Source organism: Streptomyces sp. NPDC033177 (assembly GCF_055577715.1).
Window position 1 is genome coordinate 140,253 of sequence record NZ_JBVIPS010000010.1, and the last position, 25,310, is coordinate 165,562.

Below are 25,310 nucleotides of genomic sequence, written 5' to 3' on the forward strand. Positions count from 1 at the left end.
AACGATCCGTGACTTCCATGGTGTACCCGAGAGCCTTCTCAAGCAAACCCACGCGCCTCACCTTACGCCGAATGGTGGGCGCCTATGCTCGGCCTCGTGGAAAACCACTCCTTGCCTCGCACAGCTGCCTTCTTTGACCTGGACAAGACGGTCATTGCGAAGTCGAGCACACTCACCTTCAGCAAGTCGTTCTACCAAGGCGGGCTGATCAACCGCAGGGCGGTTCTTCGCACCGCATATGCACAGTTCGTCTTCCTCGCCGGCGGAGCCGACCACGACCAGATGGAGCGGATGCGCCAGTATCTCTCCGCGCTGTGCCGTGGATGGAACGTGGAGCAGGTCAAGGAGATCGTCGCCGAGACGCTGCACGACCTGATCGACCCGATCATCTACGACGAGGCCGCCTCCCTGATCGAGGAGCACCACACCGCAGGTCGTGACGTCGTCATCGTCTCGACGTCGGGCGCCGAGGTCGTCGAGCCGATCGGTGAACTGCTCGGAGCGGACCGGGTGGTGGCGACCCGGATGGTGGTCGGTGACGACGGTTGCTTCACCGGCGAGGTGGAGTACTACGCCTATGGCCCCACCAAGGCGGCCGCGATCAAGGAACTCGCGGAATCCGAGGGATACGACCTCGACCGCTGCCACGCCTACAGCGACTCCGCGACCGACGTCCCCATGCTCGAATCCGTGGGATATCCGCACGCGGTCAACCCCGATCGGGCCCTGCGACGCGAGGCCCTCGCGCGCGGGTGGCCGATTCTCGACTTCCACCGCCCGGTCCGGCTCAAGGAGCGGCGCCAGACGCCCTCCCGGCCCGCGCTCGTCGCGGCGGCGGCCGTGGGCGCCGCAGCGGCCACGGCAGGCTTGGTGTGGTTCGTGAGCCGTCGCAGGACCTCACGCGCCCGATTCACCCTTGTTTGAACCTAAAAGTAAAGAACCAGTGCCAGGACTTCCGCTTACCCCAGGACAGGAGTACAAAGGAGTCAACGGCCCGCGAGACCAAGGACATCCGAGAGGATTACCTTTAAACGCAACCACGGCCCCACGGACCGAAGCATGAACACAGGGCACCCACGCGACGTCGACCCGTCGATTACGGGCCAGCCGCACCAGGTGACGGGCCAAGTTCCCGACCTGATGGGCAACTCCGAGGACGCTTGGTAACCCGGTGAACATGCCAGCGGCGGTACGAGAAGTTTCGTACCGCCGCATCCCTGTGCAGGCCGACCTCTAGCAGGGCCGCCGCACCCCCGCGTGAGGCCCTCCTACGCGGCGCCGCGCTGCATCGCCTCGCAGACCGCCGTGGACTCCCTGGCCCCCAGTTCGACCGCGCGCCCGCAGTGGGCGATCCAGGCCGCCATCCCCTCCGGAGTCCCGGACGCGTAGGCGTCGAGCGCCCCCACGTAGGCCGCGCGCCCCTGTTCCGCGTGCCCCGCCTCCGCCGGGCAGACGGACTTCGGGTCGAGGCCGCTGCCCACCAGGACGATGCGCTCGGCCGCGCGCGCGACCAGGCCGTTGTGCGAGCCGAAGGGGCGCAGGCTGAGCAGTTCGCCGTGCACCACGGCTGCCGTCACGAGGGCCGGCGCGGAGCCGCCCGCGATGATCAGCTGCGAAAGCCCCTCCAGGCGGCCCGCCACCTCGTCGGAGTCCGGGACAGCCAGCTCCACCAGCGGCTCGTCGACCGGCTCACCGGCCAGGCGGGGCCGCCCCGCCGCCTCGTCGTTCTCGGCGGCGGCCACGAGGTGGAGGCGCGCGAGCACCCGGAGCGGTGACTGCCGCCAGATGGACAGGAGTTGACCGGCTTCCGCGGTCAGCCGCAGGGCCGCGCCGATCGTGCGGGCCTCGCCGTCGCCGCCGAAGTCGCTGCGTCGGCGTACCTCTTCGAGGGCCCAGTCGGCACCGGAGAGGGCCGCCGAGCCGCGTGCGCCGCGCAGCGCCGCCTCGGAGGTGACCTCATTGCTGCGGCGCCGCATGATCCGGTGCCCGTAGACCCGGTCCACGGCCTTGCGTACGGAGTCCACGGAGTCGGCCACGCCGGGCAGTGCGCCCAGGGCCGCGAGCGGATCGGCTGTCGTACTCATGAGTACGACCCTACGCACCCCCGGCGCCCGCCCCACGAAGGAGTGGTCTTCTTCACGCCGCATCGATACGGCAGGTGATCGTCCGGCTACCCTTGGTGAACATGAAGATCGCTTTCGTAGGGAAGGGCGGCAGCGGCAAGACCACGTTGTCCTCGCTCTTCATCCGACACCTCGCCGCCAGCGGAGCACCGGTCCTCGCGGTGGACGCCGACATCAACCAACACCTGGGCCCCGCGCTCGGCCTCGACGAAGCGGACGCCGCCGCCCTGCCCGCCATGGGCGCGCGCCTCCCCCTGATCAAGGACTACCTGCGGGGCTCCAACCCGCGGATCGCCTCCGCCGACACGATGATCAAGACGACCCCGCCCGGCGAGGGCTCGCGGATCCTGCGGGTGCGCGAGGACAACCCCGTGTACGACGCGTGTGCGCGGCCGGTGGAACTCGACGACGCAGCCGTGCGTTTGATGGTCACAGGGCCGTTCACCGAAGCCGACCTCGGTGTCGCCTGCTACCACTCCAAAACGGGGGCGGTGGAGCTGCTCCTGAACCACCTGGTCGACGGGCGCGACGAGTACGCGGTCGTGGACATGACCGCGGGTTCGGACTCCTTCGCGTCCGGCATGTTCACCCGCTTCGACATGACGTTCCTGGTGGCCGAGCCGACCCGTAAGGGGGTCTCCGTCTATCGCCAGTACAAGGAATACGCACGGGACTTTGGCGTCGACCTCAAGGTCGTCGGCAACAAGGTGCAGGGCCAGGACGACATCGACTTCCTGCGCGAGCAGGTCGGCGACGACCTCCTGGTGACGGTCGGGCACTCGGACTGGGTGCGCGCCATGGAGAAGGGCCGCCCGCCCCGGTTCGAGTTCCTGGAGGACGACAACCGCCGTTCCCTGCGGGCACTTCAGAGCGCCGTCGACACCTCGTACGACCGCAGGGACTGGGACCGCTACACCCGTCAGATGGTCCACTTCCACCTGAAGAACGCGCAGAGCTGGGGCAACGAACGGACGGGTGCCGACCTGGCTGCCCAGGTCGACCCCGACTTCGTGCTGCGTGAGCGGACCGTCGCCACGGCCTGAATCGCGCCAGAGGGCGCTGCGGCGAAGGGCTACGGCTTGTCTGCCGGAGCGCCCGGTACGCCCTTCGGGGCCGGTGCGGGCCTGGCGGAGAGGAAGGACTTCCAGCCCTCCTTCGGGGCCTTGCCGACCGGGAGCTTGGTGAGGCGCTGAACGGTCTGCGGGTCCTGGGCGTCGAGCCAGTCGGCGAGTTGGCGGAAGGAGACACAGCGCACGTCGCGCTTGGTGCACACCGACTCGATCGTCTCCTCGATGGCGCGCATGTACGTGCCGCCGTTCCAGGACTCGAAGTGGTTGCCGATGATCAGCGGGGCACGGTTGCCCTTGTAGGCGCGCTCGAAGCCCTGGAGCAGCCCGTCACGCATCTGGTCACCCCAGTACTCGTGCTTGCTGGGGTCGCCCTGTGACGTCGTGCCCGACTGGTTCACCATGAAGTTGTAGTCCATGGTCAGCGTCTCGAACTTGCGGCCGGGGACGGGGACCAGCTGCATCGACAGGTCCCAGAGGCCTTCCTTCTTCTTGGGCCAGACCTGGTTGTTGACGCCGCTGGTGTCGTAGCGGAAGCCCAGGTCGCGGGCGGCCCGCATGAAGTTCTTCTGGCCTTCGAGGCAGGGCGTGCGGGCGCCGATGAGTTCCTTGTCGTAGTCGAAGGGCAGTGGCTGCGCCTTCTTCATGCCCGTGTTCGTCTTCCAGGCCTTCACGAAGGACTTGGCCTGCTTGATCTCGCTCTTCCAGTCGTCGACCGACCACTCGCCCACACCGCGGCCGGCGCCGCAGAAGTGGCCGTTGAAGTGGGTGCCGACCTCGTTGCCCTCGAGCCAGGCGCCGCGGAGCTGCTCCACGGTGTCCTTGATTCCCTCGCGGTCGTTGAAGCCGATGTCCGAGGCGCCGGACTGGTGTTGCGGCGGGTCGTAGAGCTTCCGCTTCGCCTCGGGGAGCATGTACACGCCGCTGAGGAAGTACGTCATCGTGGCGTCGTTCCGCTTGGCCACCTTGCGGAAGTGCGAGAAAAGCTTCTGGCTGTCCTCGCCGGCGCCGTCCCAGGAGAAGACCACGAACTGGGGCGGCTTCTGGCCGGGTCTCAGCCGGGCGGGCTCGGGCAGGTGCGGCTGGCGGCCGGTGAAGGCGGTGGAGCCGTCGCCGATCATGCGGACCGCGCTCTTGGGCGCCGGGGCGGGAGATGCCTTCTTGGCGCCCGGGGCGCCTGACTTGGTGCCGGTGTCGCCGCTGGAGCAACCGGCCAGTACCGCGACGCATGCCACGAGGGCGGTGGTGCCCGCGGCGATCCGCTGGATCCTCTGGGTGGCGGCCATCTTCCGCCCACCTTCTTCCTTCAAGTCGGCTTCGAATGGGGCACGGCTGCAGGGGACTGCAGGGAGCCCACAGGGGCACTTCAGGGGTCACCACCGGGAAAGCGATTGGTCCGTAATGCCCGGGAATGAACCACAGCGCCGCCAACGTCGCACGGGGTCATGAGCCACGTGGTACGACAAGCCGACAAAATGCTTTATTCACCCTTCGGAGTGATCTAGTGCCCCATTTGCCCCGCTTGTCTATCCATAGCCTTTACTCTCCATTACGATTCGTTTACCGAGAGTTGAGAAATCCCGCCGCTGCAACGCCGTGACCCACGGCCGCGACCCCGCCCACCGGAGACCTCCGGAGGGCCCCTTGTCCCGCGACCGCGCCGCCCCGGAGGAGACGGGAAACCATGTCTGCCTGCGTCCCCACCCATGCCACCGACTCGGCCCACGACTCACGCGACCACGAGCCGCACGCGCCGCCGCCCGGCAAGTTCCGCAAGGTCCGCAAGTTCCGCATCGCCGGCGCCGACGTCTCCGCGTCGATCGCCGTCTTCTTGATCGCCCTTCCGCTGTCCCTCGGTATCGCGCTCGCCACTGGCGCCCCGCTCCAGGCGGGCCTCGTCGCCGCCGCCGTCGGTGGCCTGGTCGCCGGATGGGTCGGCGGATCGCCGCTGCAGGTCAGCGGACCCGCCGCAGGGCTCACGGTCGTCACCGCCGACCTCATCCACCAGTACGGCTGGCGGACCACCTGCGCCATCACCGTTCTCGCCGGGCTCTGCCAACTCGCCCTCGGCTGCCTGCACGTGGCCCGCACGGCGCTCGCCGTCAGCCCGGCCGTCGTGCACGGCATGCTGGCCGGGATCGGTGTCACCATTGCCGTCGCCCAGCTGCACATCGTGCTCGGCGGCACCCCGCAGAGCTCCGTGCTCGACAACCTCCGTGGCCTGCCGGCCCAGTTGGCCGACGTACATCCGGCGGCGCTGTCGATCAGCCTGCTGACCCTTGCGCTGCTGCTGCTCTGGCCGCGGATCCCCGGGCGTACGGGCAAAGCCCTGCGGGGCGTACCGGCCCCCCTGGTGTCCGTCGCCGCCGCCACGGCCGTCGCCGTGGTCGCCGGGCTGAGCGTGGCCAAGGTCGACCTGCCGTCGTGGCGCAGTCACGCGCTGGTCGGTCTGCCCGAAGGGCCCGCCCTCGGGCTCGTGGCCGCCGTCCTCACGATCACGCTGGTCTGCAGCGTGCAGTCACTGCTCGGCGCCGTCGCCGTGGACAAGCTGGTCTCCGCGCGACGCGACCCGCGCGCCGGCGGCGTCCGCTCCGACCTCAACCGCGAACTGCTCGGCCAGGGCGCCGCCAACGCCGTGTCCGGAGCGCTCGGCGGGCTCCCCGTCGCCGGGGTCGCGGTGCGCACCGTGGCCAATGTCCGGGCGGGTGCCGTCAGCCGGAACTCCACGATGCTGCACGGCGTTTGGGTAGTAGTGGCCGCCCTGCTGCTGGTCCCCCTGCTTGAGCAGATCCCGCTCGCCGCGCTCGCCGCCCTGGTGATGGCGGTCGGCATCCAGATGGTGAGCCTGAACCACATCCGCACCATCACCCGCCACCGCGAGATCCTCGTGTACACGACCACGACGCTCGGTGTGGTCTTCCTCGGGGTGCTCGAAGGCGTGAGCATCGGTGTCGCCGTCGCCGTGGCCGTCGCGCTGCACCGCCTCGCCCGCACCCGGATCACGCACACCGAGGAGGACGGCGTCCACCACGTGCGCGTGCGCGGGCAGTTGACCTTCCTCGCCGTGCCGCGCCTCAGCAGGGCGCTGCATCTCGTCCCGCACGGCGCTTCGGCCGTCGTCGAGCTGGACGGATCGTTCATGGACCACGCGGCGTACGAAGCCCTGCAGTGCTGGCAGGACGCGCACACCGCGCAGGGTGGCGCCGTCGAGGTGACCGGGCGTGCCGGGACGCGGATCGCCGAGCCCGCCAGTTCGTCGCACTCCTGCTGCCGGCCCTGGACGGCCTGGCGCAATCACCACTGCGACCGCCCCCAGGAAACACCGCGGGGCGAGACGGGGCCCAGCGGGTATCAACTGGCAAGCGGAATCAGCGCTTTCCAGCGGAACACCGCACCGCACGTACGAAGGGAGCTCGCCCGGCTCGCGCGCGAGGGGCAGCAGCCCTCGCAGCTCTTCCTGACCTGCGCCGACTCCCGGCTCGTGACCTCGATGATCACGTCGAGCGGCCCCGGCGACCTCTTCGTCGTGCGCAACGTCGGCAATCTGGTGCCGCTGCCGGGCGCAGAGAGCGGCGACGACTCGGTGGCCGCGGCGATCGAGTACGCGGTGGACGTGCTGCGGGTGCGGTCCATCACCGTGTGCGGGCACTCCGGATGCGGGGCGATGCAGGCGCTGCTCACCACTCCCCCCGGGGGCGCCCAGACGCCCCTCAAGCGTTGGCTGCGGCACGGGATGCCGAGCCTCGAGCGCATGGTGGCCCACGAGCGGGAGGGCTGGACGCGGCTCGCCGGGCGGGCGCCCGCCGACACGGTCGAACAGCTCTGCCTGACCAATGTGGTCCAGCAGTTGGCGCATCTGCGTGGCCACGAGTCCGTGGCGCGACGCATGGCCGAGGGCTCCCTCGAACTGCATGGCATGTACTTCCATGTCGGCGAGGCGCAGGCCTATCTGCTGACCGACAGCCCGGACGACGTATTCGACCAGGTGACGCCGTCACCGCACCAGGGAGAACCCCGCGAGGAGCCGCCTAGCCGAGTAAAGGTCTAAACCAATTTTCGGCAAGCTCTTGTCACCAGGGGTTCGGGTCTGATGAGCTGTGGCTTTGGACACAACGGACACCCTGGGAATGGGAGATGTCGTGAGCAACGAAAGCCTGGCCAACCTTCTCAAGTAGGCGATGCACGGACGCTCGTTGCGTGACCTGCGGTTATGCCGCGGCGCGGCGCCCGATCGTGGCCGGGGGTTCTTCCCATACGGCCACAGGGACCGCGTACGGCGCGATGTCCTCGCCGTCGGCGACCTTCACCTTCGGGTACGCCCACACGCCACGAAGCAGCGTGCGCAGCATGGTCCGGCGGGTGTCTACCGGTGTGATGTCCCAACGGTCGATCAGGCCGCGGATCACCGGTAGATAGTCGGCCTTGGTGGCTTCGGTCTGGTCGGTGCTCGTGTCGAGCGCGGCTAGCTCTTCAGTGACGGACTTCTGTTCCGTCGTGAGCCGGTCGCGCTCGCGGGTGTAACTGTCCTCGGGGATGATGCCCCGTGAGACCAGGCTCGTTTGCGTGTCGAGTTCGGTCTCGATCTCGGCGAGCCGCTCGTGCAGTCGTTTGCGCGCGGCCTCAAGTCGTGCGGCTGGTGTGGTCGGGTCCTCCTTCGGTTTCTTGGGGTTGGCCGCCTCCTGGTCCGCGAGCTTGGCGGCCTCGGCCTCGATCTCGTCGGCCCACTCTGCGAGGCGTTCGCGCACTTTGGCTTCTATGACGGTGCGGAGGATGTAAACGCCGTCACAGGTGGCGTTGTCCTTGTGCGCGCTGCATCGGAAGACGTATCCGTTCTTCCGAATGAGCACCTTGCCCGCGCCGTAGGTGGAGCCTCCCCCTGCCACGGTTGCGCCGCCGCAGCGTCCGCAGACGACCAGTCCGGAAGTGGGGTAGGCGGGTGCTCGGTTGGTGGCTGGCTTGTTGCTGGCGAGCTTGCGTCTGCGCTGGTACTCCTCCCATACGTCTTCCTTGACGATCAGCTCGTGTGACCCCGGCATGTAGACCTTCTTCTTGCACAGGGCGGCGCGGTGCACGTTGCCCTCGGGGTCTGTCGGCGGGCAGTCGCAATCGTCGGGGTGGTAGCGGAGCCATCCCGCGGGGAATCCGGAGTCCATGTAGCGGGTGAGTCCGGTTTGGTTCCACGGCTTTCCGCGGGTGCCGGTGTAGCAGTTGCGCCCTAGCCACTTGGTCAGTGAGTTCATGGGCTGGCCGTCGGCGGCGCGTTCGTAGAGGTCGAGTGCGATCAGGCCGAGGTCTTCGGCCGGTTCGTACCACTCGGGGTGGAGTACGCCTTTCTCGTCGAGTACGCGGCGGTGCCATTTGTAGCCCCATCGCTGTCCGCCGGTGGCCGGTAGGCCGTGCGCGCGGCGGTGTTCGCGGGTCTCGGACCAGACTTCGCCGATGCGGTCGCTCTCGTACTCGGCGAACTTGAACGCCATTCCCATTTGTAGGCGCCCGAATGCGGTGCTGGTGTCGGTGGATTCTGTCGCCGACTCCAGTCGTCCGCCGACCTGTTCGAGCCGTGCGAGGTTCACGGCGTTGCCGTGACGGGAGCGCCCGAAGCGGCTGTATCGCCAGACGGCGATGCCGCGGGCTTCCCTCTCCTCGACGGTCTTGATGCCGTTCATGATTTTGCGTTTGAACGTGCGGCCGGATATGTCGAGGTCTTCGATCCACTTGACGATGCGGCGGTTGGTGCGGTCGGCCCATGCGTTGATCGCCGCTCGCTGAATGTCGGGGCTGATCTTGTCCTCGTAGTAGGTACTGACCCTGATGTAACCGACCCAGGGCTCGCGTATGCCTGGCGATCCCTGGGTCGGTAGGGGCGTTTGCGCTCTGGTCACAACGCCTTCCGTTCCTCTCTCTTGTAGGGGAGCGGGCGAATGTGGATCACGTTGCCCGCTACCTGCTCGATCGTGGCGCGGTCCCGTGGGTTGGGCGGCGCGGTGTGTTGGTCGAGCAGGCCGCGGGCGACGTGGTCGAGCGCTCGGAGGTATCCGGCGTTGTCGGCCTCGGCGAGTTGGTGGGTGCTGGCGCGTTGGGCGTTGCGGAGGGTGCGCAGGATCAGCAGAGGCAGTGAGGTGACGGTCACGAAGATGCCGACTCTGTAGACGTCTTCGTTGTCTCCGAGCAGGCCAAGGACGCCCGCGGCGATTCCTGTCCCAAGAAGGGTGAGGGCGATGGCGGGCATGTACCGGCTGAACACTGTGCCTCCGTGCGGTTAGTGCTCTGCTGCGCGGCTCTCTCCGTTAGTGGGGTTCGGGGGGCGTTGCAGGGTGTGGGTCATGTTGATGAACAAGCGTCGTGACTGGTCGTCTTTGATGCCGAGTTCGTCGGCGGCTTGTTCGGGGGTAATGCGTCGTGGCCCTGTTTCGGGGTTCTGGACGCCGTGGAGTTCGTTCTCGTCGAGGATTCCGGCGATCACGAGTACTTCACTCAGTGGGAGGTGTAGGGCTTTGGCGAGGTTTGCGAGTACGCCGGTGTCGGTGGCGCCCTGGCCGGCGAGGATGCGGCTGATGGTGGCGCGGCCGATGCCTGAGTCGTCGGCGAACTTGGTTTGTCCGCCGCCCCTAGGTCGTAGGTCGTATCCGCGCTGGGTGAGCTGATCTCGGAGCCAGGCGGCGAAGCGTTGGGGTGCGGCCGAGTCTGTTCGTTCCATGGATGGAACATACCGCGCGTGGACGATGCGTTCTAGAGCGCCCAAGGCGCGCAGCTGATTTCAGATCGTGGAATGACACCGTCCCCCCTCACCTGCACTTTCCATACGAATATGCGTTCGAGTAACTCAGTGTCCGGGAGCCTAGACCGTGGGTCAAGGGTGACAGCTGGGATTTTCGGACGCTTGTGCGACTCATGGGGCGTACGTATGTACGTGCATCGTGTTAACGTTCCACTCGTGGACGGAAGCTATCCGGCCACGGAAGCACGATGCTGCCGTGTACGACCGCTCTCTCCTGGTCGCCGCCGCCCGGAATGCAGGCGACCGCACTCCCTCAGACACCGCCCGGCGGTTGAAGGTTGCACGTAACACCGCGTGGCGTTTGTGGCATGGGCGTACCGCCCCATCTGCCGCTGTGGCCGCGGCCGTTGAGGACCACTACGGCGTATCCGCACGTCAACTGATGTCGCGGGCCGCCGCGTGAACGCGCCGAGCCTGGCCCAGAGACAGGCGATGCGAGCCGCAGCCCGTGTCTGGCGGGCCGGATGCGACGCGATGGACGGCATGACCGTCCAGGCCGCCGCCCGAGCCTGCTACGCCCCCGGCGGTCCGTCCGTGGACGACCTCGAACGGGCCATACGCGCCGACCGAGCCGCACGCACCCTTTCCCACCGCGCCGCCGCCTGACAACGCCAAGGGGCCGCCCCGGATTGCGCCCGGAGCGGCCCCGCCACGACCGCTTGGAGACCCGATCGTGAACACGCCCGAGATTACCCGCCACCCCTCCCGCGCCGCCCTCGCCGTACAGGGCGCCCGCCAGGCCCGCGCCGACCTCGCCCACCCCGTCGCCCTGCTCGCCCGGCAGTTGGACGCCATCGCGCCCGGCGCCACCCGTGTGCGGACCGTCCTCGTGACGGCGGCCCGCGACGGCGAGCAGCGCCTCGCAACGGCCGTCGCCCTCGACGACGCCCTCGGCCTCCCCCTCACCGCCGACCGCGCAGCACACCGCGCCGCCCGCGACCTGATGCGCCGGACGTTTCCCGCCGCCGACTGGAGACGCCCGCACGTCTACGACGCCATCACCGGAGCCCTCGCCATCGATGAGCCGACCATGCCCGAGGAGCTGCACCAGTGATCCGCCCCCAGCTCTCCGCCGACGGCCTCGCCGTCCGCCTCCCGCTCGCCGAGCAGGTCGAGCCGCTGCTCGACGACCTCGCCCTCGCTTACGCCCAGGACCCCGACGCCGTCGGCCGCCTGCTCACTGCGCACGCCGCGAGTGTCGTCGCCCTCGACGCCGCGATGTGCAGCGAGGACGCCACCGACTACGGCCGCGCCATGCGCGCCGCCCAGGCCGACGCCACCCGCGAGGCCCTGGTCGAGGACTGCCCTACCGCCGTCGCCCTCGACCCCCTGCTCGACCCCGACGACGCGATCACCCTCGCCACCCGCATCACCAAGGCCGCCGCCCACATTCGCCATCGCACCGCACAGAACAGGAACGCCCGCTCGTGACCGTGACCACCCTGCCCACCGCCCGCCCCGAGCAGCGGACCACCATGCCCCCGCTCACCGCCATTCCCGCCACCGATGTCGTATACGTCCCTGCCCCCGAAGGGGCCCCGGCCGACTCCCCCCGTGTGTTCGCTGCCATCAACGCAGTGATGTGCGACGCGATGCCCGTCGGGAAGAACCAGCGCAACGAGCAGCAGAACTACAACTTCCGCGGCATCGACGACGTCATGTCGGCCATGGCGGGCCCGATGCGGGCGCACGGCGTCTTCATCCTGCCGACGATCGCCAGCCACACGCAGACGCGTGACGGGAAGATGACCCGGACCCTGATCACGATGCGGTACCGCGTTTACGGGCCCGCAGGTGACTGCCTGGTCGCGGACGTGCCGGGCGAGGCTTTCGACTACGCGGACAAGTCGATGAACAAGGCCCAATCCGCCGCTCTTAAGTACTTCCTCTTCGCTCTGTTCATGCTGCCTGTGGACAGCCGCAGCATTGACGACGGCGACCGCCACCACCCGGAGCCCACACCCGAACAGCGCGCGGAGCGCCAACAGCGCCAACAGCAGCGCGGACACCAGCGCCAGCAGCGCGGGCAGCAGCCGCGCCGCAGCAACCGCGCCGAGGCTGGGCCATGGGAGACGCAGGGGCCCCAGCAGGACAGCGACTTGTCAGAGCAAGCCCGGCAGTTGCTCGCCTCGGCGCAGGCCGCCGCCTCGCCCGAGGCATTCGCCCAGGTACGCGCCCGAGCTGAGAAGTCCGGCGCCCCCGCCGACTTCCTCACCCGCCTTGACCGCATCGACGCCGAGAAGCGCCAGAGTGCCCAGCAGGCACAGCAGACACCCCAGCAGAGCGCCCCACAGCGAGAGCAGGCGCCGCCGCCGAACCCGCCCAAGAGCATGGAAGCCGCCGCCGCGGACGCCGAGAACGCGCTCAGGCTCGCCGCCTCCCGTGCCAACCTGCCCACCCTTGACGCTGATTTCGAACGCGCCTACGGACTGCCGATCGAGCACGCCCTCGCCGCTCAGCTCGACCAGTTCCGCGCCCTGATCGAGAACGCCGGGGGTGCGAAGTGACCACGACCGCAAAGCCGTTGACCGAGATCGAACAGCACCACCTCGACACCATCACCGGGCGCATAGAGCTGAACAGGATCGAGGCCGAGGAGCGCGCCGCCCGCGGCGAGGACCCGCTCGACCTCCCGGACCCGGCGCCCGCCGTCGCGGGCCCCGCGGCGCCGCAACCGGCCGCCGTCCGCGATGCCGTCACGCGACAGGCCGTCCTCGGCGCCCTGCTCGACCAGGTCAAGGACGCCTACAAGGACGCCAAGCGCGAAGCCGACGACCTGCTCGAACGGCAGTACAAGGCCAGCGGCACCACGAAGATCGACGCGACGCTGCCCGACGGAACGAAGATCGGTTCTGTCTCCCGCCAAGGAGGCGAACGGGAAGCGACGGTTGTCGACGCCGACGCGTTCCGCGCGTGGGTGCGCGACCACTTCCCCACCGAGCACGTCGTCGAGGTCGTCCCCGCCCAGGTCCGCACCAGCGTGCGCCCCGGATTCTCCGGACGGGTCCTCGCCGAGGCGACCGCGGCCGGTGCCGCCCGCTACCTCGACGAAGCGTCCGGAGTGCTGCACGACGTGCCCGGCGTCGACATACGCCCGTCGCGGGCGGCCTCGCACCGCCTGACCTACACCCGAGGCAGCAAGACGCAACCGGCCGCGGGCCGCGAGCTGGTCACCGCCGCGTGGCGCACGGGCACCCTCGCCGACCATCTGCCCGCCCTCGCCCCCGCCCCCGCTCCCGTCACTCAGGCAGGGGGCGAGCAGTGACCGAGCGCACCCCTGACACCACGCCGACTCAGGGCGTGCCCGAGGAACTCGCGAAGGAGTTCGTCGCGCGCACCCGCGCCGTGGGCGAGCACCGCGAGTGGATGGGCCGACCCACCAGCGGGGGCGGTCGCTTCCGCCACCAGGGCCGCGACTACACCGCCTATCAGGCCGCTTTCATCCTGCGCACCGGCCGCCAACCGGTCGGCACGGTCCGCCCCGTGTGCGAGCACGCCGGATGCTGCGATCCGGGGCACGTCGACGACCAGGCCGCGCGCCAACGCGACCGCGCGGCCCTCGCCATCGTCAAGGGCATCGAGCACCGGCCGCCGTCCTGCGACCACGACCAGGCCGTACACGGGCGCCACCGCGAGAACGGCAAGCGGTACTGCAACGCGTGCAACAACCCGGCCGCCGCCGCGGACTGCGAACACGGCAACCCCCGATGCGGCGCCCTCCCGGTCCGCCTCTACCCGTGCGGGCCGCGCTGCGACGAGCACCAGCCCGCCCACACCCGCCCGTTCTACTCCGCCGCCTAGACGGGCCCCTGGGGCGAGGGAGAGCCGCCGGACCCCTCGCCCCAGGCGCCACCCCTGAAGGAGCACAACCCCTGTGACTTGGTTCAAGGTCGACGACACGGCGTACGGCCACCCCAAGATGCTCAAAGCCGGAAACGCCGCGCTCGGTCTGTGGACGCGCGCAGGCGCCTACGCCGCCCAGCACCTCACCGAGGGCCTGGTACCCGGCGTGGTCGCCCAGCTCTACGGCACCGCCCCGCAGTCCCGGAAGCTGGTCTCCGCCGGCCTGTGGCACACCCACGGCCACACCTGCCCCCGATGCACCCAGCCGCCCGTCGGCGACTACGTGATGCACGACTTCCTGATCTACAACCCGACCCGCGCGACCGTCGAGGACAGCCGCGCCAAGGCCGCCGAACGCCAGCAGCGCGCCCGCGAACGCGCCACCGAGCAGCGGAACCAGGAACGTAATCGCGCCGATTCGTCGGCGAACCGTCCGCGATTCGATGACGATCCGTCGCCGGAAAACCGCGAAAGCCACGCGAATCAGATCGTGTTTCCGGACGACATCGCAGGTCAGGCCGGTACGTCACAGCGTGACGGTATGGACCCGTCACGCTCCCCCCGACCCGACCCGTCCCCTACTACCTCCTACGGAGGTAGGAACCCCCCTTCCCCTCAGCGGGGGGAGCGCGGGCCCGCGGCCGAGATGCTCACCGCGTGGTGGGCCAAGTACGGCCGCGGCACGGCGCAGGGCAAGACCAGCATCCGCCGCGCCGTCGAGGAAGCCCTCGGCAACGGCATCGCCCCGCCCGAACTGTGGGCCGCCCTCGACCGCCTCGGCGCCACCTCGAAGCCCGTCACCGGCGGCACGCTGCAATTCGCCCTCGCCGACATCCGCAAGGCCCCCGCGTCCGGCGCCGAGGTGATCCCCCTCGCCGCCGCTCGCCCCGGCCGCGTGCAGCGCGCCGCGGATCTCTTCGCCGCCGCCCTCGACGACCCCCAGGAGCAGGCCCAGTGAACCGCCGAGAAGTCGCCGCCCTGCTCGCCTACGCGGTGAAGCTCGACCCGCGCAGCGCGCCCGCCGACCAGGGCGCCGCCGCGGAAGTCCTCGATCAGTGGGCCGACCTGCTCGCCGACGTCGCGGCCACCGCCCAGCACCCCAACGGCCGCCACTGGGACGCCTCCCAGGTTGTACGCCACCACATCGCCACCTCTCCGTACCCGATCAAGCCCGCGGACGTCTCGCGCCCCTGGTGGGTGTTCAAGCGCGACATTCTCGACCGGCACACCGACCCCACCCCGCAGGCCGACCCGGACGACCCCGCGTCCTACCGGGCCGAACTGCTCGGCACCCGGCACGCCGTAGCCACCGGCGCTGCGCCCGCCACCACGTACCGCGAACTCACCGGCGGTCCCGCCCCCGACGTCGCCGCCCGGATCGCCCGCATCGGCGAGATGCCGCGCCACCTTCGCGAGCAGCTCGCCGAGCACGGCATCGGTGTCCGAGGCGTGCGCTTTCCCGAACTGGCCGTCGACTGCCCGCGTACCAACTGCCGCGCCCGCAGGGGGATGCCGTGCAAGCGCCCGTCCGGCGCCGAACTCCGCAGCCACACCCACGACCAGCGGCAGGCCGCTTACGCCGCCGCCCTCACCCCGGAGCAGGCAGCATGAACCGCAACCGCAAGCACCCCGGCAAGGCGCCCTACCGTCGCCACGCCAGTACCGGCGACCGGACCAGGAACAACACCCGCTACCGGATCACCGGCACGTGGGCTACTCGCCCGAACAGGCCCGCGGTCGCCGTGACTTCGGACCGCAAGGCCGTACGCCGGATCGCCCGCAAGATGGCCAATCAGGGTGCCCGCGTCGCCGTCGAGAAGCACGCCGCACACGGCAACTGGCAGCCCTGGTTCGAGGTGGACGGGCCCGCCCTGCTCGCCGAGCGCCACCAGGCCGAGCAGGCACAGCGCGAGGCCGTCCTCGCTGCCGAGCGCGAGCAGCGCCTCGCCGCCGAGTACGCCGCCCAGCTCGCCCAGAACGAGGCCGCCCGCGAGCAGGACGCCGAGCGCGCACTCGCCGCCGTGGCACGCCTGATGACGCGTCCGCCCGTCGCCCGCGACGCATGCGGACGCGCCACCGTACGGCACGTCTCCGGGCCGCGCCAGTGATCCCGGCCGCCGCCCTCGCCGCCATCCGCGCCGCCGTCGAGGACACGCAACACCTCGACCCCGCCGACGCCGGGAAGGTCGCCGAGCAGGTCGCCGACGTCCTCACCGCCCACGGCTGGACGCTCACCCTCTCCGAGGCTCAACTCGGCCTCCCAGCAGCCGCGTAGCCGCCCGACGGGGGGGTGGCAGCCCAACCGGCAGAGCCATCCCCCGTCCGCTATCGTCCACTCGTGGACGGTCGCGACCGTTCATGGAAGAACATTCAACGCAACTACATCCCGCAGGAGGTACGTCCGTGGAACGGCCCACCCCCGCACAGCGGTTCGCCGCCAAGGTCGACCCGCGCGGCCCGCTCCCGCTCATCCGCGGCGCCCACGGCCCGTGCCACCTGTGGACGGGAAGCCTCAACAACAAGGGCTACGGCACCTTTTGGCATACCCGCACCGTCAAAGCCCACCGCTTCGCCTACGAGCAGGCCCACGGCCCGATACCCGACGGCCTCGAAGTCGATCACCAGTGCCGCCGCCGCGACTGCGTAAACCCCGGCCACCTCCGCGCCCTCACGCACCGCGAGAACATCCTCGCCAGCTCGAACCACGTCGCGCAGCGAGCCACGGTCACGCACTGCCCCGCCGGCCACGCCTACGACGAGGCGAACACGTACCGAGCGCCCAACGGCACCCGCAAGTGCCGCGCTTGCAAGAACGCCCACAACCGCGCAGCCCGCGCCGCCAAGCGCGCCCCCCAGCTCGCCCTCGTCGAGCCTCTTCGCCCCCGCACCGACCGCACCCTCGAAAGGGCCGCCTAGCCATGTCCGGCGAGACCACCATCACCATGACTGGCAACGTCGTTGCCGACCCCGAACTCAGGTTCACCCCGTCCGGCACCGCCGTCTGCAACTTCCGCATGGCCAGCACCCCCCGGAAGTTCAACCGCCAGACCAACGAGTGGGAGGACGGCGACCCGCTGTTTCTCGGCGTGGCCGTATGGCGCCAGCAGGCCGAGCACGTCGCCGAATCCGTACAGCGCGGCATGCGCGTGATCGTCGTCGGGCGCCTCACCCAACGCCAGTACGAAGCCAACGACGGCAGCAAGCGCAGCAGTTACGAGGTTCAGGCCGACGAGGTCGCCCCCTCGCTGCTGCGCGCAACCGCGGTCGTCACCAAGGTCAACGGCGCGACCCAGAACGCCCAACAGCAGCACCCCCAGGGATACGGCCAGCAGGCCCCCCAGCAGGGATACGGAGCCGCTCAGGGCGCCCCGTGGGGCCAGCAGCAGCCCCGCCAGGGATACAGCGACGAGCCCCCGTTCTAGACCCTCGCCGCGACCGGACGCGGGCCCGCTCACGCGCGGGTCCGCACGCGTAGCGCCCACCACTGACACCCGGAGCCACCCGCCATGACGCCTCACCCGCCCGCCGACCCGGACACCGACGACGCCCCCGCGCTGCGCCTCCCCGCACTCCGCGTCGAGTGCCCCGCATGCGGAGCGCAGCCCGACGCCCTGTGCACCTCGCACAGCGGCACCCGCCAGCGCCGACACGACGTCCACCGCGCCCGCACCGCCGCACACGCGCAGCGATGACCACCTCACGACAGGAGCGCCCCACGATGACCGCCGCCACCCGCCCCACTGATCTCGACGCCCCGCTCACCGCCGACGACGTGCGCGCCGCCCTCAAGTTCAACCAGCCCGACCGCGACCCCGCCCTCGCCACGCTCCGCGACGTCCTGCTCGACGACGCTCCGCACACCCCCGAGCAGGCCCTCGCCGCCGCCCGCATCATCCTGACCGCCCACGCCCATCACCTCGCCGCCCTGGTCGAGCGCGAGCGCAGGAACACCGAAAGCCGATGGGGACTCAACCGCGGCTCCCGCGGCCTGCTCACCGGATACGGCGGCGCCCGGCGTGCCATACGGGCGTACGCCGACCGCCTCGCCGACGAACAGGCCCTCGCCGAGGGCGCAGCAGCCGACCAGGTCGAGCCGTGACCCCGGCCGCCGCCCTCGCCGCGAACCTCGCCGTTGCCGTCGCCCTGCTCGCCGTCGGCGCACGCCTGATCGCGTGGGGACTGTCCGGCGAGCCCGACCGCGCAAACCAGGGCGACCCGTGACCGCCGCCCGGACGTGTCGGGCGTGCCGCCGCCCGCTACGCGCACCCTCGCCCGACGGATACGGGCCCACGTGCCGCATCAAGCACCAGTCGCCCGACGCCCGGGCACACGGGGGCGACCTGTACGCCCTCGCCCAACAGCCGCGCCCCGCCCCGCCCGAACACCCCACCCTCGACGACGCCCAGGAGCAGCAACCCGCATGAGCACCCGCCCCCAGCAGCGCGCCCCCAAGGGCCGCGACCGCGACCGCACCGACCGGCGGGCCGTCGTCGACGTCCTGCTCGCCCGCACTCACCGCGGCGCCCTGACCCCGGCCGAGGCCGCCCTACTCGACGAGCACGTACGCGAAGAGCAGCGCCTCGCCGACGAGACCCGCCGCGCCATGGCAGGCACCACGCAGGCCCTCGAACAGCACCGCGAGGCCGCCGACGCCGCGATCGTCGAGGCCGAGCAGCGCGCCGAGACTGCCGAGGGCAAACTGTCCGACTCCGAGACCCTGGGTCACCTCCTGTTGCAGCGTGCCGAGCGTGCCGAGGAGCAGCTCGCCCACGTCGAGCAGGGCGACTCCTCAACGGTGCACCTCGCCAACAGTGCCGCCACCGCATGGCAACAGCGCGCCGAGCAGGCGCTCGCCGTCCTCGCCCGCGTCCGCAACGCCCAGTCCCTCGGCGACGCCCTCGCCGCCGTCGCCGAACACGACGGACTCTCACCCACCGCCGCCCACATCCACGGCCGCATGCTCGACCGCGCCGACACCACCGAGGCCCGCCTCGCCGAGCAGCAGCGAGACCACGACATCGCCCTCGCCACCGAGCGCCGCCGCACCGAGGGATGGAAGCGCAACGCCCGCGACGCCGAACGCCGAGCGGGCCGCTACTACGTTGCGTGGCTGGCCGCCCGCCGGGACCGCTACGCCGACCGTGCCGCCATGGCCGCCGAGGTAGGCATCGCGCAGGCCGTCGAGCGCGTGCGCGACCTCGCCGCCCGCATGCGCGCCGGATCACCGCACGGCGCCGCCGCCATCTACGCCGACCGCATCGAGCAGGCCCTCGCCGACGAGCACCAGGAGTAGCAGGCATGACGACCACCCCCGGCCAGCGTGCCGCCGATGACCTCGCCGCGGTCCGCGAGCAGTGGGGCGACCTGCTCGCCGCCATCGCCGAACCACCGCGGGCCGCCGAGTGGATGCCCTACGAGCGCCGCGGTTTCCTCGACCAGCTCGCCGCCGACGACCGGGCCGACGACGACCAGGCCCTCGACGAGGCCGCCGTCGGCCGTCTGCCGCTCATCCTTCGCGAGCACCCCGCGCCGGCGAACTTGCGGGCCCTCGACGCTGCCCTCGACGTCGAGGCCGCCGTGTTCGACATGTGCGACGCCGTCGCCGAGCGCGTGCAGCTCCCCGCCCGCGACCGCCACGGCCGATGGACCCTCGGCAGCGACCCGAGCGACCCCCGTTTGTGGCACCTGCCCACCTACCGCGACGCAGGCCCGACGACCATCGCCTCGACCGGATCACGCGTGTTCGGTCTGCACTGGGCCGCCGTATGGCTGGAGGGCCGCGCCCTCGACGACACGGCCGACCGCGCCCTGTTCGCCCCCACCCCCGCGACCTTGCTCGACCAGGTCGCCGACGTCGCCCGCACCGCACGCCGCCAGGTCGAGGGCGCCCTTGGCCGCACCGCGCGCACAATCACGCTCGACGAGCCATGCCCGTTCTGCCGCACGGGCCGCATCACCGTGCACAACGGGGGAGGCGACCCGCGAGCCGCCGTGGCGACCTGCTCGACCGGTCCGACGTGCCCGGCCCCGGTCGACGCCGAGCGAGGCCGCCGAGCGTGGCGCGGGCCCGTCCTGATCGACCTGTTGACTGCGCTACAAACGACGCGCGCTGAGCAGCGGAGCGCGGCATAGCGCAGCGGGTCATAGAGGTGGGGGTTCCGCGGCGGACGGTTGGGGGTCCCGGCGCCGCGGATCGCTCTAAGAGCGACGGTCAAAGATCACCGCGAAACAGTTCCACGATGACAGCCCAAGAGCGCGAACGCTCAGTGCGACCGCTACACGTGAAGCAACCTCACGTGCGAACTTCGACCGTTCGGTCGACGGTTGGTCGGCCAGCCTCACGGCTACGGCGGACTCCTCCCCCATTCGAGGAGTGATACGGCTTCAACATAGCTCTACCTAGGGGGAGTTCGGGAGTCTTCGCGCACCAATGCGGCCCCGATCACGAAGTAGTAACGCTTACTGCAATCATTGCTGTAATGGTTACTGCAATGGCTACTGTTGGCCTTCCTGACGGGTCCTCACCCGGCAGGAACGCCGGACCTCACCCGGCGCAACATCAACCAAGGGAGCGACCCCATGGGCAAGTACAACTCCGACACCGACACCGTATGGTCGACCGCGCACAGCGGCCACATGGCGCACGCCTTCAACTCCGAGTGCCGCGCCTTGTGCAACCGCAGCATCCGGCCGCGCTCAGACACGACGATTCACGACGACTGGGGCACCCGCGCCAGGTACGACGACCCGGTGCGCACCCTGCACGCCCGGTGCGTGCAGAAGCTCGACGCCGCCACAATGGCCCCCGCCGAGCAGACCGCCCCGGCCGCGCCCGCCGCCCCGCGCTCCGGTGAGGTCACGATCCCCGGCGCCCTCGCCGACCACCTCGCCGACACCAACCTCGCCACCGGCGCCGACGACCACGACCCCGCCAGCAAGGCCACCCGCGAGGCCCTCGACGCCGGACGCCGCGGCCGAGGCCGCAGCCTGATCATCAAGCCCCAGTCCACCGTCGTCCTGAACGTCATCAGCGAGTACGCCGACAGCCTGCTCACGGTGGACGACGCCACCCCCGCCGAGCGCAAGGCCGCACGGAAGTGGATCGAGCAGGCCGGACACGCCCGTAAGCAGATCGCCGCTACCGCCCCCTCGGCGGCCGAACGCGAAGCCGCCGATGCCGCGCGTGCGTCCGCCGACGCCTACATAGCCCGCGAGCACCCCCACGTTGCCGCACTGCTCGACGCCGAACCGACCAGCGCGGCCACGGACACCGAGGGACAGCGGACCACCACCAAGGCCGACGGCACGTGGCGCGGCGAATGGATCGGCGAACAGCCCACCGCCGACACCTTGTTCACCGTCGAGCACCCGACCGAACAAGGCGCTCTGTTCGACGGCCGCGCCACCGCGCCCACCACCACCCGCGAGTAGTCCACCCCACGGGCCCGCCCACGCCCGAGGGCGGGCCCGCCCCGGACCGACAGGAGCACCCCAGATGAGCAACGAGCAGCCCCCCCGCGACGACAACCAGGACGACAGCGAGAGCAGTTACGAGACCGGCCGCAGCTACTCGTCAGCCGAGATCATCCGCAAGGTCAGGGACCGCAAACTCAGGCCCACCGAAGACGCCCGCGCCATCGCCGAGCGCGTAGTCACGGAACTGATCCAGCACGAGCGCGACACCGCCGCCCGCCGCGCCGCAGAGGGCGACCCCAACCCGTACGACCTTGATCCTCTGGACGAAGTCCGGAACATCGCCGACGACTACGACCGACACAAGGTCAGTGGGCCCGAGGCGCTTTCCGATCTCCTCGACCTGCTCGCCGCGGAAGTCCTCGAACTCGCCGACGTGCGTGCACTACGCACGGCCGCCAACGCCGCCGCCGACGCCATGGGCCGCATCGCCCTCGCCGCCCGCGAGAAGGGCATGAGCGCCGACGAGATCGCCGCCGAGTCTGGATACACCGCGAGCCGGATCACGCAGTTCATCCGCGAGGAGAAGCAGCGCCGAGCCGACGGCGCCCAGTAGACCCGCACATGCAGCGGGCCCGCCCGGTTCCTCACAAACCGTTGGGCGGGCCCTGACCACCGAACAGGAGCGACCCCAAACGATGGCTACCGCCCACCCTAACCAGCCCAAGGAGCAGACCCCGCCCAAGGCCGGACAACGCCCGTCAGTGCGCATCGACGAGGCCCTCGCCGCCGACCTCGCCGTACTGATGAGCACGGGCGACAACTTCTCTGACGTCGTCCGACAGGCCGTCGGACAGCTCGCCGACATGTACCGGACCGCGTGGGCGAACCGCGTGTGCCCGCCCGGCACCGCGCCGAACCTGCTCGCCTACCAACTCAGCAGGCCGACCACGGCACCGCCCGCCACCAGGACGTATGACACGTCCGACACTCTCGCGCCACGGCCGACGGACCGAATGCTGCCCGGACCGCCGCCCGGACCCCACTTGCGTCCCCGGTACGCCGAGACCCTGCTCGCCCGTCCGACAAGGCCGCAGCCGCGACCGGACGACGATCGCTCCGCCCGCGCGTGAGGCAGCTCGAACGAACTTGCGTCGTTATCGATCCGTGACCTAGAGTTGGCCCCGTCTTCGGCGTGCCCGGAAACGGACGCCCTCCCGAACGCCCCGCCGCACCCCCGCGGCGGGGCGTTCTTGTCCCGGCAGATATAGACCCACCAACGGTCAGCCCCACTGAGCGGGGGCAACTAGCGCAGCCCGTACACCTCACGTGCCACAAAGCGGCAGGTTTCGACGAAGTCGCGCGCCGCGGACGGAGTCACCATTTCGCCGTGTACGGCCTTGTTCCTCAGGACTCGCAGGTTGTTAAACAGCGAGGCCCCGCGCGGTGATAGCCCAATCGTCAGCAACGCATCAATCAGTGCAAAAGGTGGCAACGATGCAGCCGCCACACCACGGATATGCCTAGTTGTCGGCATCGCGCCCCTTTGCCGGAGTGTCGCTTGACTGATGTCTTCCAACAAAAGCCATGCCGATACGACTGCTCCAGTGGGGGAGGCGGAGGCCACTTCCCACGCCTCTTGAAAGGCTCCGAGTCTTGGGTCTTCCTCCTCGGGTGGGCGTGGCACTTCTTCCGGGTCCGGGTCCGGCTCCTCCGCAGACTCTTCTTCCCGCTGTCCTAGCTCTTCTGCCTCTTGCCGCGCCTCGCGAGCATCCGTTGCAAAGTCGATTGCCCCAGCTGGGGTTTCCAGTCGGCTCATGCGTGTGAAGGCCTGCCGGATGTGGTCCCGCAAGCCCCAAGCAAGGGCGACCGTCACGACAGGCCACACCAGCGCCTCTACATACTTCAAGACCAACTCTGCAGCTTCCACCCCTCTACTTTGATGGCTCCGCTCCCCGATCAGTGGGCCAGAACAAACCCGTGATCGAGGTGAGACGTGGCGCGCTCCATCGACGACCGCGACCGGGAGCAGGTCCGCCACCTTCATGCCCAGGGCAAGGCCCGCAACGAGATCGCCCGCGCCATCCGCCGCTCACCCTCGACCGTGTCGAAGATCGCCGCAGCGTTCGACCCACCGCTCACCTTCGACCGCGCACCGCAGGTCGAAGCCGCCACCCGCGCCCGCACCGCAGACCTCGCCGCACGCCGCGCCGCCCTCGCCCTCGCCCTACAGGACGACGCCGAGCGCCTACGCACCCAGCTTTGGGCGCCCACCACTCACGGGGAGTTCGCCGGCCGCGAGGGCGAGTGGCACGAAGCCCACCTACCGCAACCGCGGTTCGGCGATCAACGGGCGATCGTCGCCTCGGTACAGACCGCCGTCGGCACATCGCTACGCCTCGCCCCCGTCGAGGGCGGCGAGGGCGTCGAGCAGGTGCGTTCGATGCTCGGTTCCCTCGGCGAGGCCCTGACTCAGGCCGCCAACGACGACCAGGCCCACGACGACGGGGGCGACGCCGGGGGGTGAGCTGCTGTGCTCGACCTCGACTGTCTGCCCCTGTCTCGCAAGCAACTCCGCTCGATTGGGCAGGCGACCGCCCGTGTCAACCTGTGGCACGGCAGCGTTCGCAGCGGCAAGACGATCGCGAGCCTGTTGGCTTTCGTGATCGCCGTCGCCACCGCCGGACCGTCCGGCCTGATCATCGTGTGCGGGCGCAGTCTCCAGACGATCGAGAGGAACATTCTCGAACCCCTGCAAGACCGCGCGTTGTTCGGGCCCCTCGCCCAGCACGTCGTGCACACCCGCGGGGCGGCACTGGCTCAAGACCGGATATCTGGACCGCGCGGGCGAACTGAACTTGCGGGCCTGGCACTTCAAGCTCGCCGATAACCCGAGCCTGTCACCCGAGTACGTCGCCAACCTCGCCGCCGAGTACGTCGGCCTGTGGCGCCGCCGCATGATCGACGGCGCGTGGGTGGTCGCCGAGGGCGCCATCTACGACATGTGGGACGAAGCCCGCCACGTCGTCGAGGAGCTGCCCGAGATGCGCCGCCACTGGTGCGGCGTGGACTACGGCACCACCAACCCGTTTGCTGCGGTACTGCTCGGCGAGGGCACCGACGGCCGTCTGTACGTGTGCGCCGAGTGGCGCCACGACTCCCGCACCGCGCACCGCAGCATGACCGATGCGCAGTACAGCGCCGCCGTCCGCGCATGGCTCGACGCCCTCGGCATCACGCCCGAGTGGACGTTCATCGACCCGAGCGCCGCCTCTTTCTCTACGCAGATGTGGCAGGACGGGCACCCCGGCCTCGCCCGCGCCACCAACGACGTCACCGACGGAATCCGGTCCGTGTCGAGCCTGCTCGCCGCCGACCGCCTGCTCGTGCACGACTCGTGCGAGGGCCTGCTCGCCGAACTACCCGGCTACTCCTGGGACCCCAAGGCCACCGAACGGGGCGAGGACGCCCCGCTGAAGGTGGATGACCACTCGTGCGACGCGCTCAGATATGTCATCCATTCCACGGCGCACGAGTGGCGCTGGTCAACGCAATCCTATTAACCAGGCGGAGTCCCAAGCACCACATGCACGACGATGATAAAATCATTGACCACCCTCTTGATCTTCACCGCCCCGTTGATTACACGCGTGACACTCGCTTCGGATTCGAGCTGATCCGGGGTAACTTCTTGAAGATATCCAAATCCAGTGTCGAACGCGTCCCTCACTTGAATCGCAGCGACGGAAGCGCTCAAGGGTCCCACTAGGATCACTTCATCAACGGCATTAGAAAGCATGATTTGTCGTGCATACAGATCGGCTTTAGATTCCTGTAACTCTTGCATATTTGGGCGATTTATAAACCTCGCCGCGAGGCCGAGTTTCAGCATACATTCGTTAGCTTCTCGAATGAACTCTCGATAGGCTCCTTTCCTCTCCTCCCGCATCAAATGACCGTGATCCACACGCCCTTGAAGACGCGCAGCAGTGCGGGAAGCGATGAAAGCCAGGCAGGCAGTACCCAGCGCGCCGATGACCCCCACTACCGCCCCCAGTACCGCGGCAAGCCCGGAATCCATGTGGC

33 protein-coding genes are annotated in these 25,310 nt (G+C 69.8%); 26 read left to right on the top strand and 7 right to left on the bottom strand.

The features are described from left to right. Positions 1–84 precede the first annotated feature (84 nt). Positions 85–924: an HAD family hydrolase gene (locus tag ACZ5U5_RS31310; RefSeq protein WP_469028330.1), complete on the top strand. Its 840-nt coding sequence runs from the start codon at positions 85–87 to the stop codon at positions 922–924. 344 nt (positions 925–1,268) lie between these two features. Here the strand turns inward: ACZ5U5_RS31310 and ACZ5U5_RS31315 are convergent, their stop codons facing one another. Then, positions 1,269–2,084, bottom strand: a complete 816-nt coding sequence (locus ACZ5U5_RS31315) for a Fic family protein (RefSeq protein WP_469028333.1) — start codon at positions 2,082–2,084, stop codon at positions 1,269–1,271. Between the two features lie 101 nt (positions 2,085–2,185). On the opposite strand from ACZ5U5_RS31315, the gene ACZ5U5_RS31320 reads away from it, so the two are divergent. Then, the gene (locus tag ACZ5U5_RS31320) at positions 2,186–3,166 is read left to right on the top strand and encodes an ATP-binding protein (protein ID WP_469028335.1); all 981 of its coding nucleotides are present in this window, start codon (positions 2,186–2,188) and stop codon (positions 3,164–3,166) included. A 29-nt stretch (positions 3,167–3,195) separates the two neighbouring features. Here ACZ5U5_RS31320 and ACZ5U5_RS31325 read toward each other — a convergent pair whose 3' ends face one another. After that, a complete protein-coding gene (locus tag ACZ5U5_RS31325) occupies positions 3,196–4,476 on the bottom strand; it encodes a polysaccharide deacetylase family protein (protein WP_469028337.1) in 1,281 nt (426 codons plus the stop codon). A 398-nt stretch (positions 4,477–4,874) separates the two neighbouring features. Between ACZ5U5_RS31325 and ACZ5U5_RS31330 the strand changes: the two genes are divergently transcribed. Next, the gene (locus ACZ5U5_RS31330) at positions 4,875–7,238 is read left to right on the top strand and encodes a bifunctional SulP family inorganic anion transporter/carbonic anhydrase (RefSeq protein WP_469028339.1); all 2,364 of its coding nucleotides are present in this window, start codon (positions 4,875–4,877) and stop codon (positions 7,236–7,238) included. Between the two features lie 160 nt (positions 7,239–7,398). Here ACZ5U5_RS31330 and ACZ5U5_RS31335 read toward each other — a convergent pair whose 3' ends face one another. Genes ACZ5U5_RS31335 through ACZ5U5_RS31345 form a run of 3 tightly spaced genes read right to left on the bottom strand, consistent with a single transcriptional unit; the run spans position 7,399 to position 9,887 of the window. Continuing rightward, positions 7,399–9,072 (bottom strand): recombinase family protein, encoded by a 1,674-nt coding sequence (locus ACZ5U5_RS31335; RefSeq protein WP_469028342.1) that lies wholly within the window; start codon positions 9,070–9,072, stop codon positions 7,399–7,401. Beyond that, positions 9,069–9,434 (bottom strand): hypothetical protein, encoded by a 366-nt coding sequence (locus tag ACZ5U5_RS31340; RefSeq protein ID WP_469028345.1) that lies wholly within the window; start codon positions 9,432–9,434, stop codon positions 9,069–9,071. The genes ACZ5U5_RS31335 and ACZ5U5_RS31340 overlap by 4 nt, the downstream gene beginning before the upstream one ends. Before the next feature lie 15 nt (positions 9,435–9,449). Further along, positions 9,450–9,887: a helix-turn-helix domain-containing protein gene (locus ACZ5U5_RS31345; protein WP_469028348.1), complete on the bottom strand. Its 438-nt coding sequence runs from the start codon at positions 9,885–9,887 to the stop codon at positions 9,450–9,452. 513 nt (positions 9,888–10,400) lie between these two features. Here ACZ5U5_RS31345 and ACZ5U5_RS31350 point away from each other — a divergent pair. From ACZ5U5_RS31350 to ACZ5U5_RS31445, 20 genes are all read left to right on the top strand, one after another. Beyond that, positions 10,401–10,574: a hypothetical protein gene (locus ACZ5U5_RS31350; protein WP_469028351.1), complete on the top strand. Its 174-nt coding sequence runs from the start codon at positions 10,401–10,403 to the stop codon at positions 10,572–10,574. A 67-nt stretch (positions 10,575–10,641) separates the two neighbouring features. After that, a complete protein-coding gene (locus tag ACZ5U5_RS31355; RefSeq protein WP_469028353.1) occupies positions 10,642–11,022 on the top strand; it encodes a hypothetical protein in 381 nt (126 codons plus the stop codon). Beyond that, entirely contained in the window at positions 11,019–11,399 is a 381-nt protein-coding gene (locus ACZ5U5_RS31360; RefSeq protein WP_469028356.1) for a hypothetical protein, read from the top strand. Before ACZ5U5_RS31355 ends, ACZ5U5_RS31360 begins: the two co-directional genes overlap by 4 nt. Then, positions 11,396–12,475: an ERF family protein gene (locus tag ACZ5U5_RS31365; RefSeq protein ID WP_469028358.1), complete on the top strand. Its 1,080-nt coding sequence runs from the start codon at positions 11,396–11,398 to the stop codon at positions 12,473–12,475. Before ACZ5U5_RS31360 ends, ACZ5U5_RS31365 begins: the two co-directional genes overlap by 4 nt. Further along, entirely contained in the window at positions 12,472–13,233 is a 762-nt protein-coding gene (locus ACZ5U5_RS31370) for a hypothetical protein (RefSeq protein ID WP_469028361.1), read from the top strand. Before ACZ5U5_RS31365 ends, ACZ5U5_RS31370 begins: the two co-directional genes overlap by 4 nt. Next, positions 13,230–13,769: a hypothetical protein gene (locus ACZ5U5_RS31375; protein ID WP_469028364.1), complete on the top strand. Its 540-nt coding sequence runs from the start codon at positions 13,230–13,232 to the stop codon at positions 13,767–13,769. Before ACZ5U5_RS31370 ends, ACZ5U5_RS31375 begins: the two co-directional genes overlap by 4 nt. Before the next feature lie 73 nt (positions 13,770–13,842). Then, entirely contained in the window at positions 13,843–14,769 is a 927-nt protein-coding gene (locus tag ACZ5U5_RS31380; protein WP_469028367.1) for a mucin-2, read from the top strand. After that, the gene (locus ACZ5U5_RS31385; RefSeq protein ID WP_469028369.1) at positions 14,766–15,422 is read left to right on the top strand and encodes a zinc finger domain-containing protein; all 657 of its coding nucleotides are present in this window, start codon (positions 14,766–14,768) and stop codon (positions 15,420–15,422) included. Before ACZ5U5_RS31380 ends, ACZ5U5_RS31385 begins: the two co-directional genes overlap by 4 nt. Beyond that, positions 15,419–15,919: a hypothetical protein gene (locus ACZ5U5_RS31390; protein WP_469028372.1), complete on the top strand. Its 501-nt coding sequence runs from the start codon at positions 15,419–15,421 to the stop codon at positions 15,917–15,919. Before ACZ5U5_RS31385 ends, ACZ5U5_RS31390 begins: the two co-directional genes overlap by 4 nt. Beyond that, the gene (locus ACZ5U5_RS31395) at positions 15,916–16,086 is read left to right on the top strand and encodes a hypothetical protein (protein ID WP_469028374.1); all 171 of its coding nucleotides are present in this window, start codon (positions 15,916–15,918) and stop codon (positions 16,084–16,086) included. The genes ACZ5U5_RS31390 and ACZ5U5_RS31395 overlap by 4 nt, the downstream gene beginning before the upstream one ends. A gap of 128 nt (positions 16,087–16,214) precedes the next feature. Continuing rightward, complete coding sequence (locus ACZ5U5_RS31400; RefSeq protein ID WP_469028377.1) at positions 16,215–16,727, top strand: HNH endonuclease signature motif containing protein; 513 nt, start codon at positions 16,215–16,217, stop codon at positions 16,725–16,727. A gap of 2 nt (positions 16,728–16,729) precedes the next feature. Beyond that, complete coding sequence (locus ACZ5U5_RS31405) at positions 16,730–17,233, top strand: single-stranded DNA-binding protein (RefSeq protein WP_469028379.1); 504 nt, start codon at positions 16,730–16,732, stop codon at positions 17,231–17,233. Positions 17,234–17,317: 84 nt separating this feature from the next. Next, positions 17,318–17,503, top strand: coding sequence for a zinc finger domain-containing protein (locus ACZ5U5_RS31410; protein WP_469028381.1), 186 nt, complete (start codon positions 17,318–17,320; stop codon positions 17,501–17,503). Continuing rightward, positions 17,500–17,910, top strand: coding sequence for a hypothetical protein (locus tag ACZ5U5_RS31415; RefSeq protein WP_469028384.1), 411 nt, complete (start codon positions 17,500–17,502; stop codon positions 17,908–17,910). Before ACZ5U5_RS31410 ends, ACZ5U5_RS31415 begins: the two co-directional genes overlap by 4 nt. Next, on the top strand, positions 17,907–18,032 hold the full coding sequence (locus tag ACZ5U5_RS31420) for a hypothetical protein (protein ID WP_469028386.1): 126 nt from the start codon (positions 17,907–17,909) through the stop codon (positions 18,030–18,032). The genes ACZ5U5_RS31415 and ACZ5U5_RS31420 overlap by 4 nt, the downstream gene beginning before the upstream one ends. A gap of 199 nt (positions 18,033–18,231) precedes the next feature. Continuing rightward, a complete protein-coding gene (locus tag ACZ5U5_RS31425; RefSeq protein ID WP_469028388.1) occupies positions 18,232–19,104 on the top strand; it encodes a hypothetical protein in 873 nt (290 codons plus the stop codon). Between the two features lie 5 nt (positions 19,105–19,109). Then, a complete protein-coding gene (locus ACZ5U5_RS31430) occupies positions 19,110–19,943 on the top strand; it encodes a hypothetical protein (RefSeq protein ID WP_469028391.1) in 834 nt (277 codons plus the stop codon). A gap of 447 nt (positions 19,944–20,390) precedes the next feature. Continuing rightward, positions 20,391–21,242, top strand: a complete 852-nt coding sequence (locus ACZ5U5_RS31435) for a hypothetical protein (RefSeq protein WP_469028393.1) — start codon at positions 20,391–20,393, stop codon at positions 21,240–21,242. Positions 21,243–21,306: 64 nt separating this feature from the next. Then, positions 21,307–21,840 (top strand): hypothetical protein, encoded by a 534-nt coding sequence (locus tag ACZ5U5_RS31440; RefSeq protein WP_469028395.1) that lies wholly within the window; start codon positions 21,307–21,309, stop codon positions 21,838–21,840. Between the two features lie 82 nt (positions 21,841–21,922). After that, the gene (locus ACZ5U5_RS31445) at positions 21,923–22,357 is read left to right on the top strand and encodes a hypothetical protein (protein WP_469028398.1); all 435 of its coding nucleotides are present in this window, start codon (positions 21,923–21,925) and stop codon (positions 22,355–22,357) included. Between the two features lie 173 nt (positions 22,358–22,530). On the opposite strand, the gene ACZ5U5_RS31450 is transcribed toward ACZ5U5_RS31445, so the two are convergent. Beyond that, the gene (locus ACZ5U5_RS31450; RefSeq protein ID WP_469028400.1) at positions 22,531–23,154 is read right to left on the bottom strand and encodes a hypothetical protein; all 624 of its coding nucleotides are present in this window, start codon (positions 23,152–23,154) and stop codon (positions 22,531–22,533) included. A 66-nt stretch (positions 23,155–23,220) separates the two neighbouring features. Here ACZ5U5_RS31450 and ACZ5U5_RS31455 point away from each other — a divergent pair, with 66 nt between their 5' ends. From ACZ5U5_RS31455 to ACZ5U5_RS31465, 3 genes are read left to right on the top strand one after another with little or no spacing between them, the layout of a single operon-like run. Continuing rightward, positions 23,221–23,751, top strand: a complete 531-nt coding sequence (locus tag ACZ5U5_RS31455) for a helix-turn-helix domain-containing protein (protein WP_469028403.1) — start codon at positions 23,221–23,223, stop codon at positions 23,749–23,751. 6 nt (positions 23,752–23,757) lie between these two features. After that, positions 23,758–24,114, top strand: a complete 357-nt coding sequence (locus tag ACZ5U5_RS31460) for a hypothetical protein (protein ID WP_469028406.1) — start codon at positions 23,758–23,760, stop codon at positions 24,112–24,114. After that, positions 24,083–24,787, top strand: a complete 705-nt coding sequence (locus ACZ5U5_RS31465) for a terminase (protein ID WP_469028408.1) — start codon at positions 24,083–24,085, stop codon at positions 24,785–24,787. The genes ACZ5U5_RS31460 and ACZ5U5_RS31465 overlap by 32 nt, the downstream gene beginning before the upstream one ends. On the opposite strand, the gene ACZ5U5_RS31470 is transcribed toward ACZ5U5_RS31465, so the two are convergent. Then, the gene (locus ACZ5U5_RS31470; RefSeq protein ID WP_469028410.1) at positions 24,784–25,305 is read right to left on the bottom strand and encodes a hypothetical protein; all 522 of its coding nucleotides are present in this window, start codon (positions 25,303–25,305) and stop codon (positions 24,784–24,786) included. The two genes, ACZ5U5_RS31465 and ACZ5U5_RS31470, sit on opposite strands and share 4 nt — an antisense overlap. Positions 25,306–25,310: the final 5 nt, after the last annotated feature.

What these genes read in the sequence shown, in the direction of transcription:
- ACZ5U5_RS31310 (WP_469028330.1), top strand. Translation starts at nt 85, where the DNA reads ATGCTCGGCCTCGTGGAAAACCACTCCTTGCCTCGCACAGCTGCCTTC.
- ACZ5U5_RS31315 (WP_469028333.1), bottom strand. Translation starts at nt 2,084, where the DNA reads ATGAGTACGACAGCCGATCCGCTCGCGGCCCTGGGCGCACTGCCCGGC.
- ACZ5U5_RS31320 (WP_469028335.1), top strand. Translation starts at nt 2,186, where the DNA reads ATGAAGATCGCTTTCGTAGGGAAGGGCGGCAGCGGCAAGACCACGTTG.
- ACZ5U5_RS31325 (WP_469028337.1), bottom strand. Translation starts at nt 4,476, where the DNA reads ATGGCCGCCACCCAGAGGATCCAGCGGATCGCCGCGGGCACCACCGCC.
- ACZ5U5_RS31330 (WP_469028339.1), top strand. Translation starts at nt 4,875, where the DNA reads ATGTCTGCCTGCGTCCCCACCCATGCCACCGACTCGGCCCACGACTCA.
- ACZ5U5_RS31345 (WP_469028348.1), bottom strand. Translation starts at nt 9,887, where the DNA reads ATGGAACGAACAGACTCGGCCGCACCCCAACGCTTCGCCGCCTGGCTC.
- ACZ5U5_RS31350 (WP_469028351.1), top strand. Translation starts at nt 10,401, where the DNA reads ATGCGAGCCGCAGCCCGTGTCTGGCGGGCCGGATGCGACGCGATGGAC.
- ACZ5U5_RS31390 (WP_469028372.1), top strand. Translation starts at nt 15,419, where the DNA reads ATGAACCGCAACCGCAAGCACCCCGGCAAGGCGCCCTACCGTCGCCAC.
- ACZ5U5_RS31405 (WP_469028379.1), top strand. Translation starts at nt 16,730, where the DNA reads ATGTCCGGCGAGACCACCATCACCATGACTGGCAACGTCGTTGCCGAC.
- ACZ5U5_RS31410 (WP_469028381.1), top strand. Translation starts at nt 17,318, where the DNA reads ATGACGCCTCACCCGCCCGCCGACCCGGACACCGACGACGCCCCCGCG.
- ACZ5U5_RS31415 (WP_469028384.1), top strand. Translation starts at nt 17,500, where the DNA reads ATGACCACCTCACGACAGGAGCGCCCCACGATGACCGCCGCCACCCGC.
- ACZ5U5_RS31425 (WP_469028388.1), top strand. Translation starts at nt 18,232, where the DNA reads ATGAGCACCCGCCCCCAGCAGCGCGCCCCCAAGGGCCGCGACCGCGAC.
- ACZ5U5_RS31430 (WP_469028391.1), top strand. Translation starts at nt 19,110, where the DNA reads ATGACGACCACCCCCGGCCAGCGTGCCGCCGATGACCTCGCCGCGGTC.
- ACZ5U5_RS31435 (WP_469028393.1), top strand. Translation starts at nt 20,391, where the DNA reads ATGGGCAAGTACAACTCCGACACCGACACCGTATGGTCGACCGCGCAC.
- ACZ5U5_RS31440 (WP_469028395.1), top strand. Translation starts at nt 21,307, where the DNA reads ATGAGCAACGAGCAGCCCCCCCGCGACGACAACCAGGACGACAGCGAG.
- ACZ5U5_RS31445 (WP_469028398.1), top strand. Translation starts at nt 21,923, where the DNA reads ATGGCTACCGCCCACCCTAACCAGCCCAAGGAGCAGACCCCGCCCAAG.
- ACZ5U5_RS31470 (WP_469028410.1), bottom strand. Translation starts at nt 25,305, where the DNA reads ATGGATTCCGGGCTTGCCGCGGTACTGGGGGCGGTAGTGGGGGTCATC.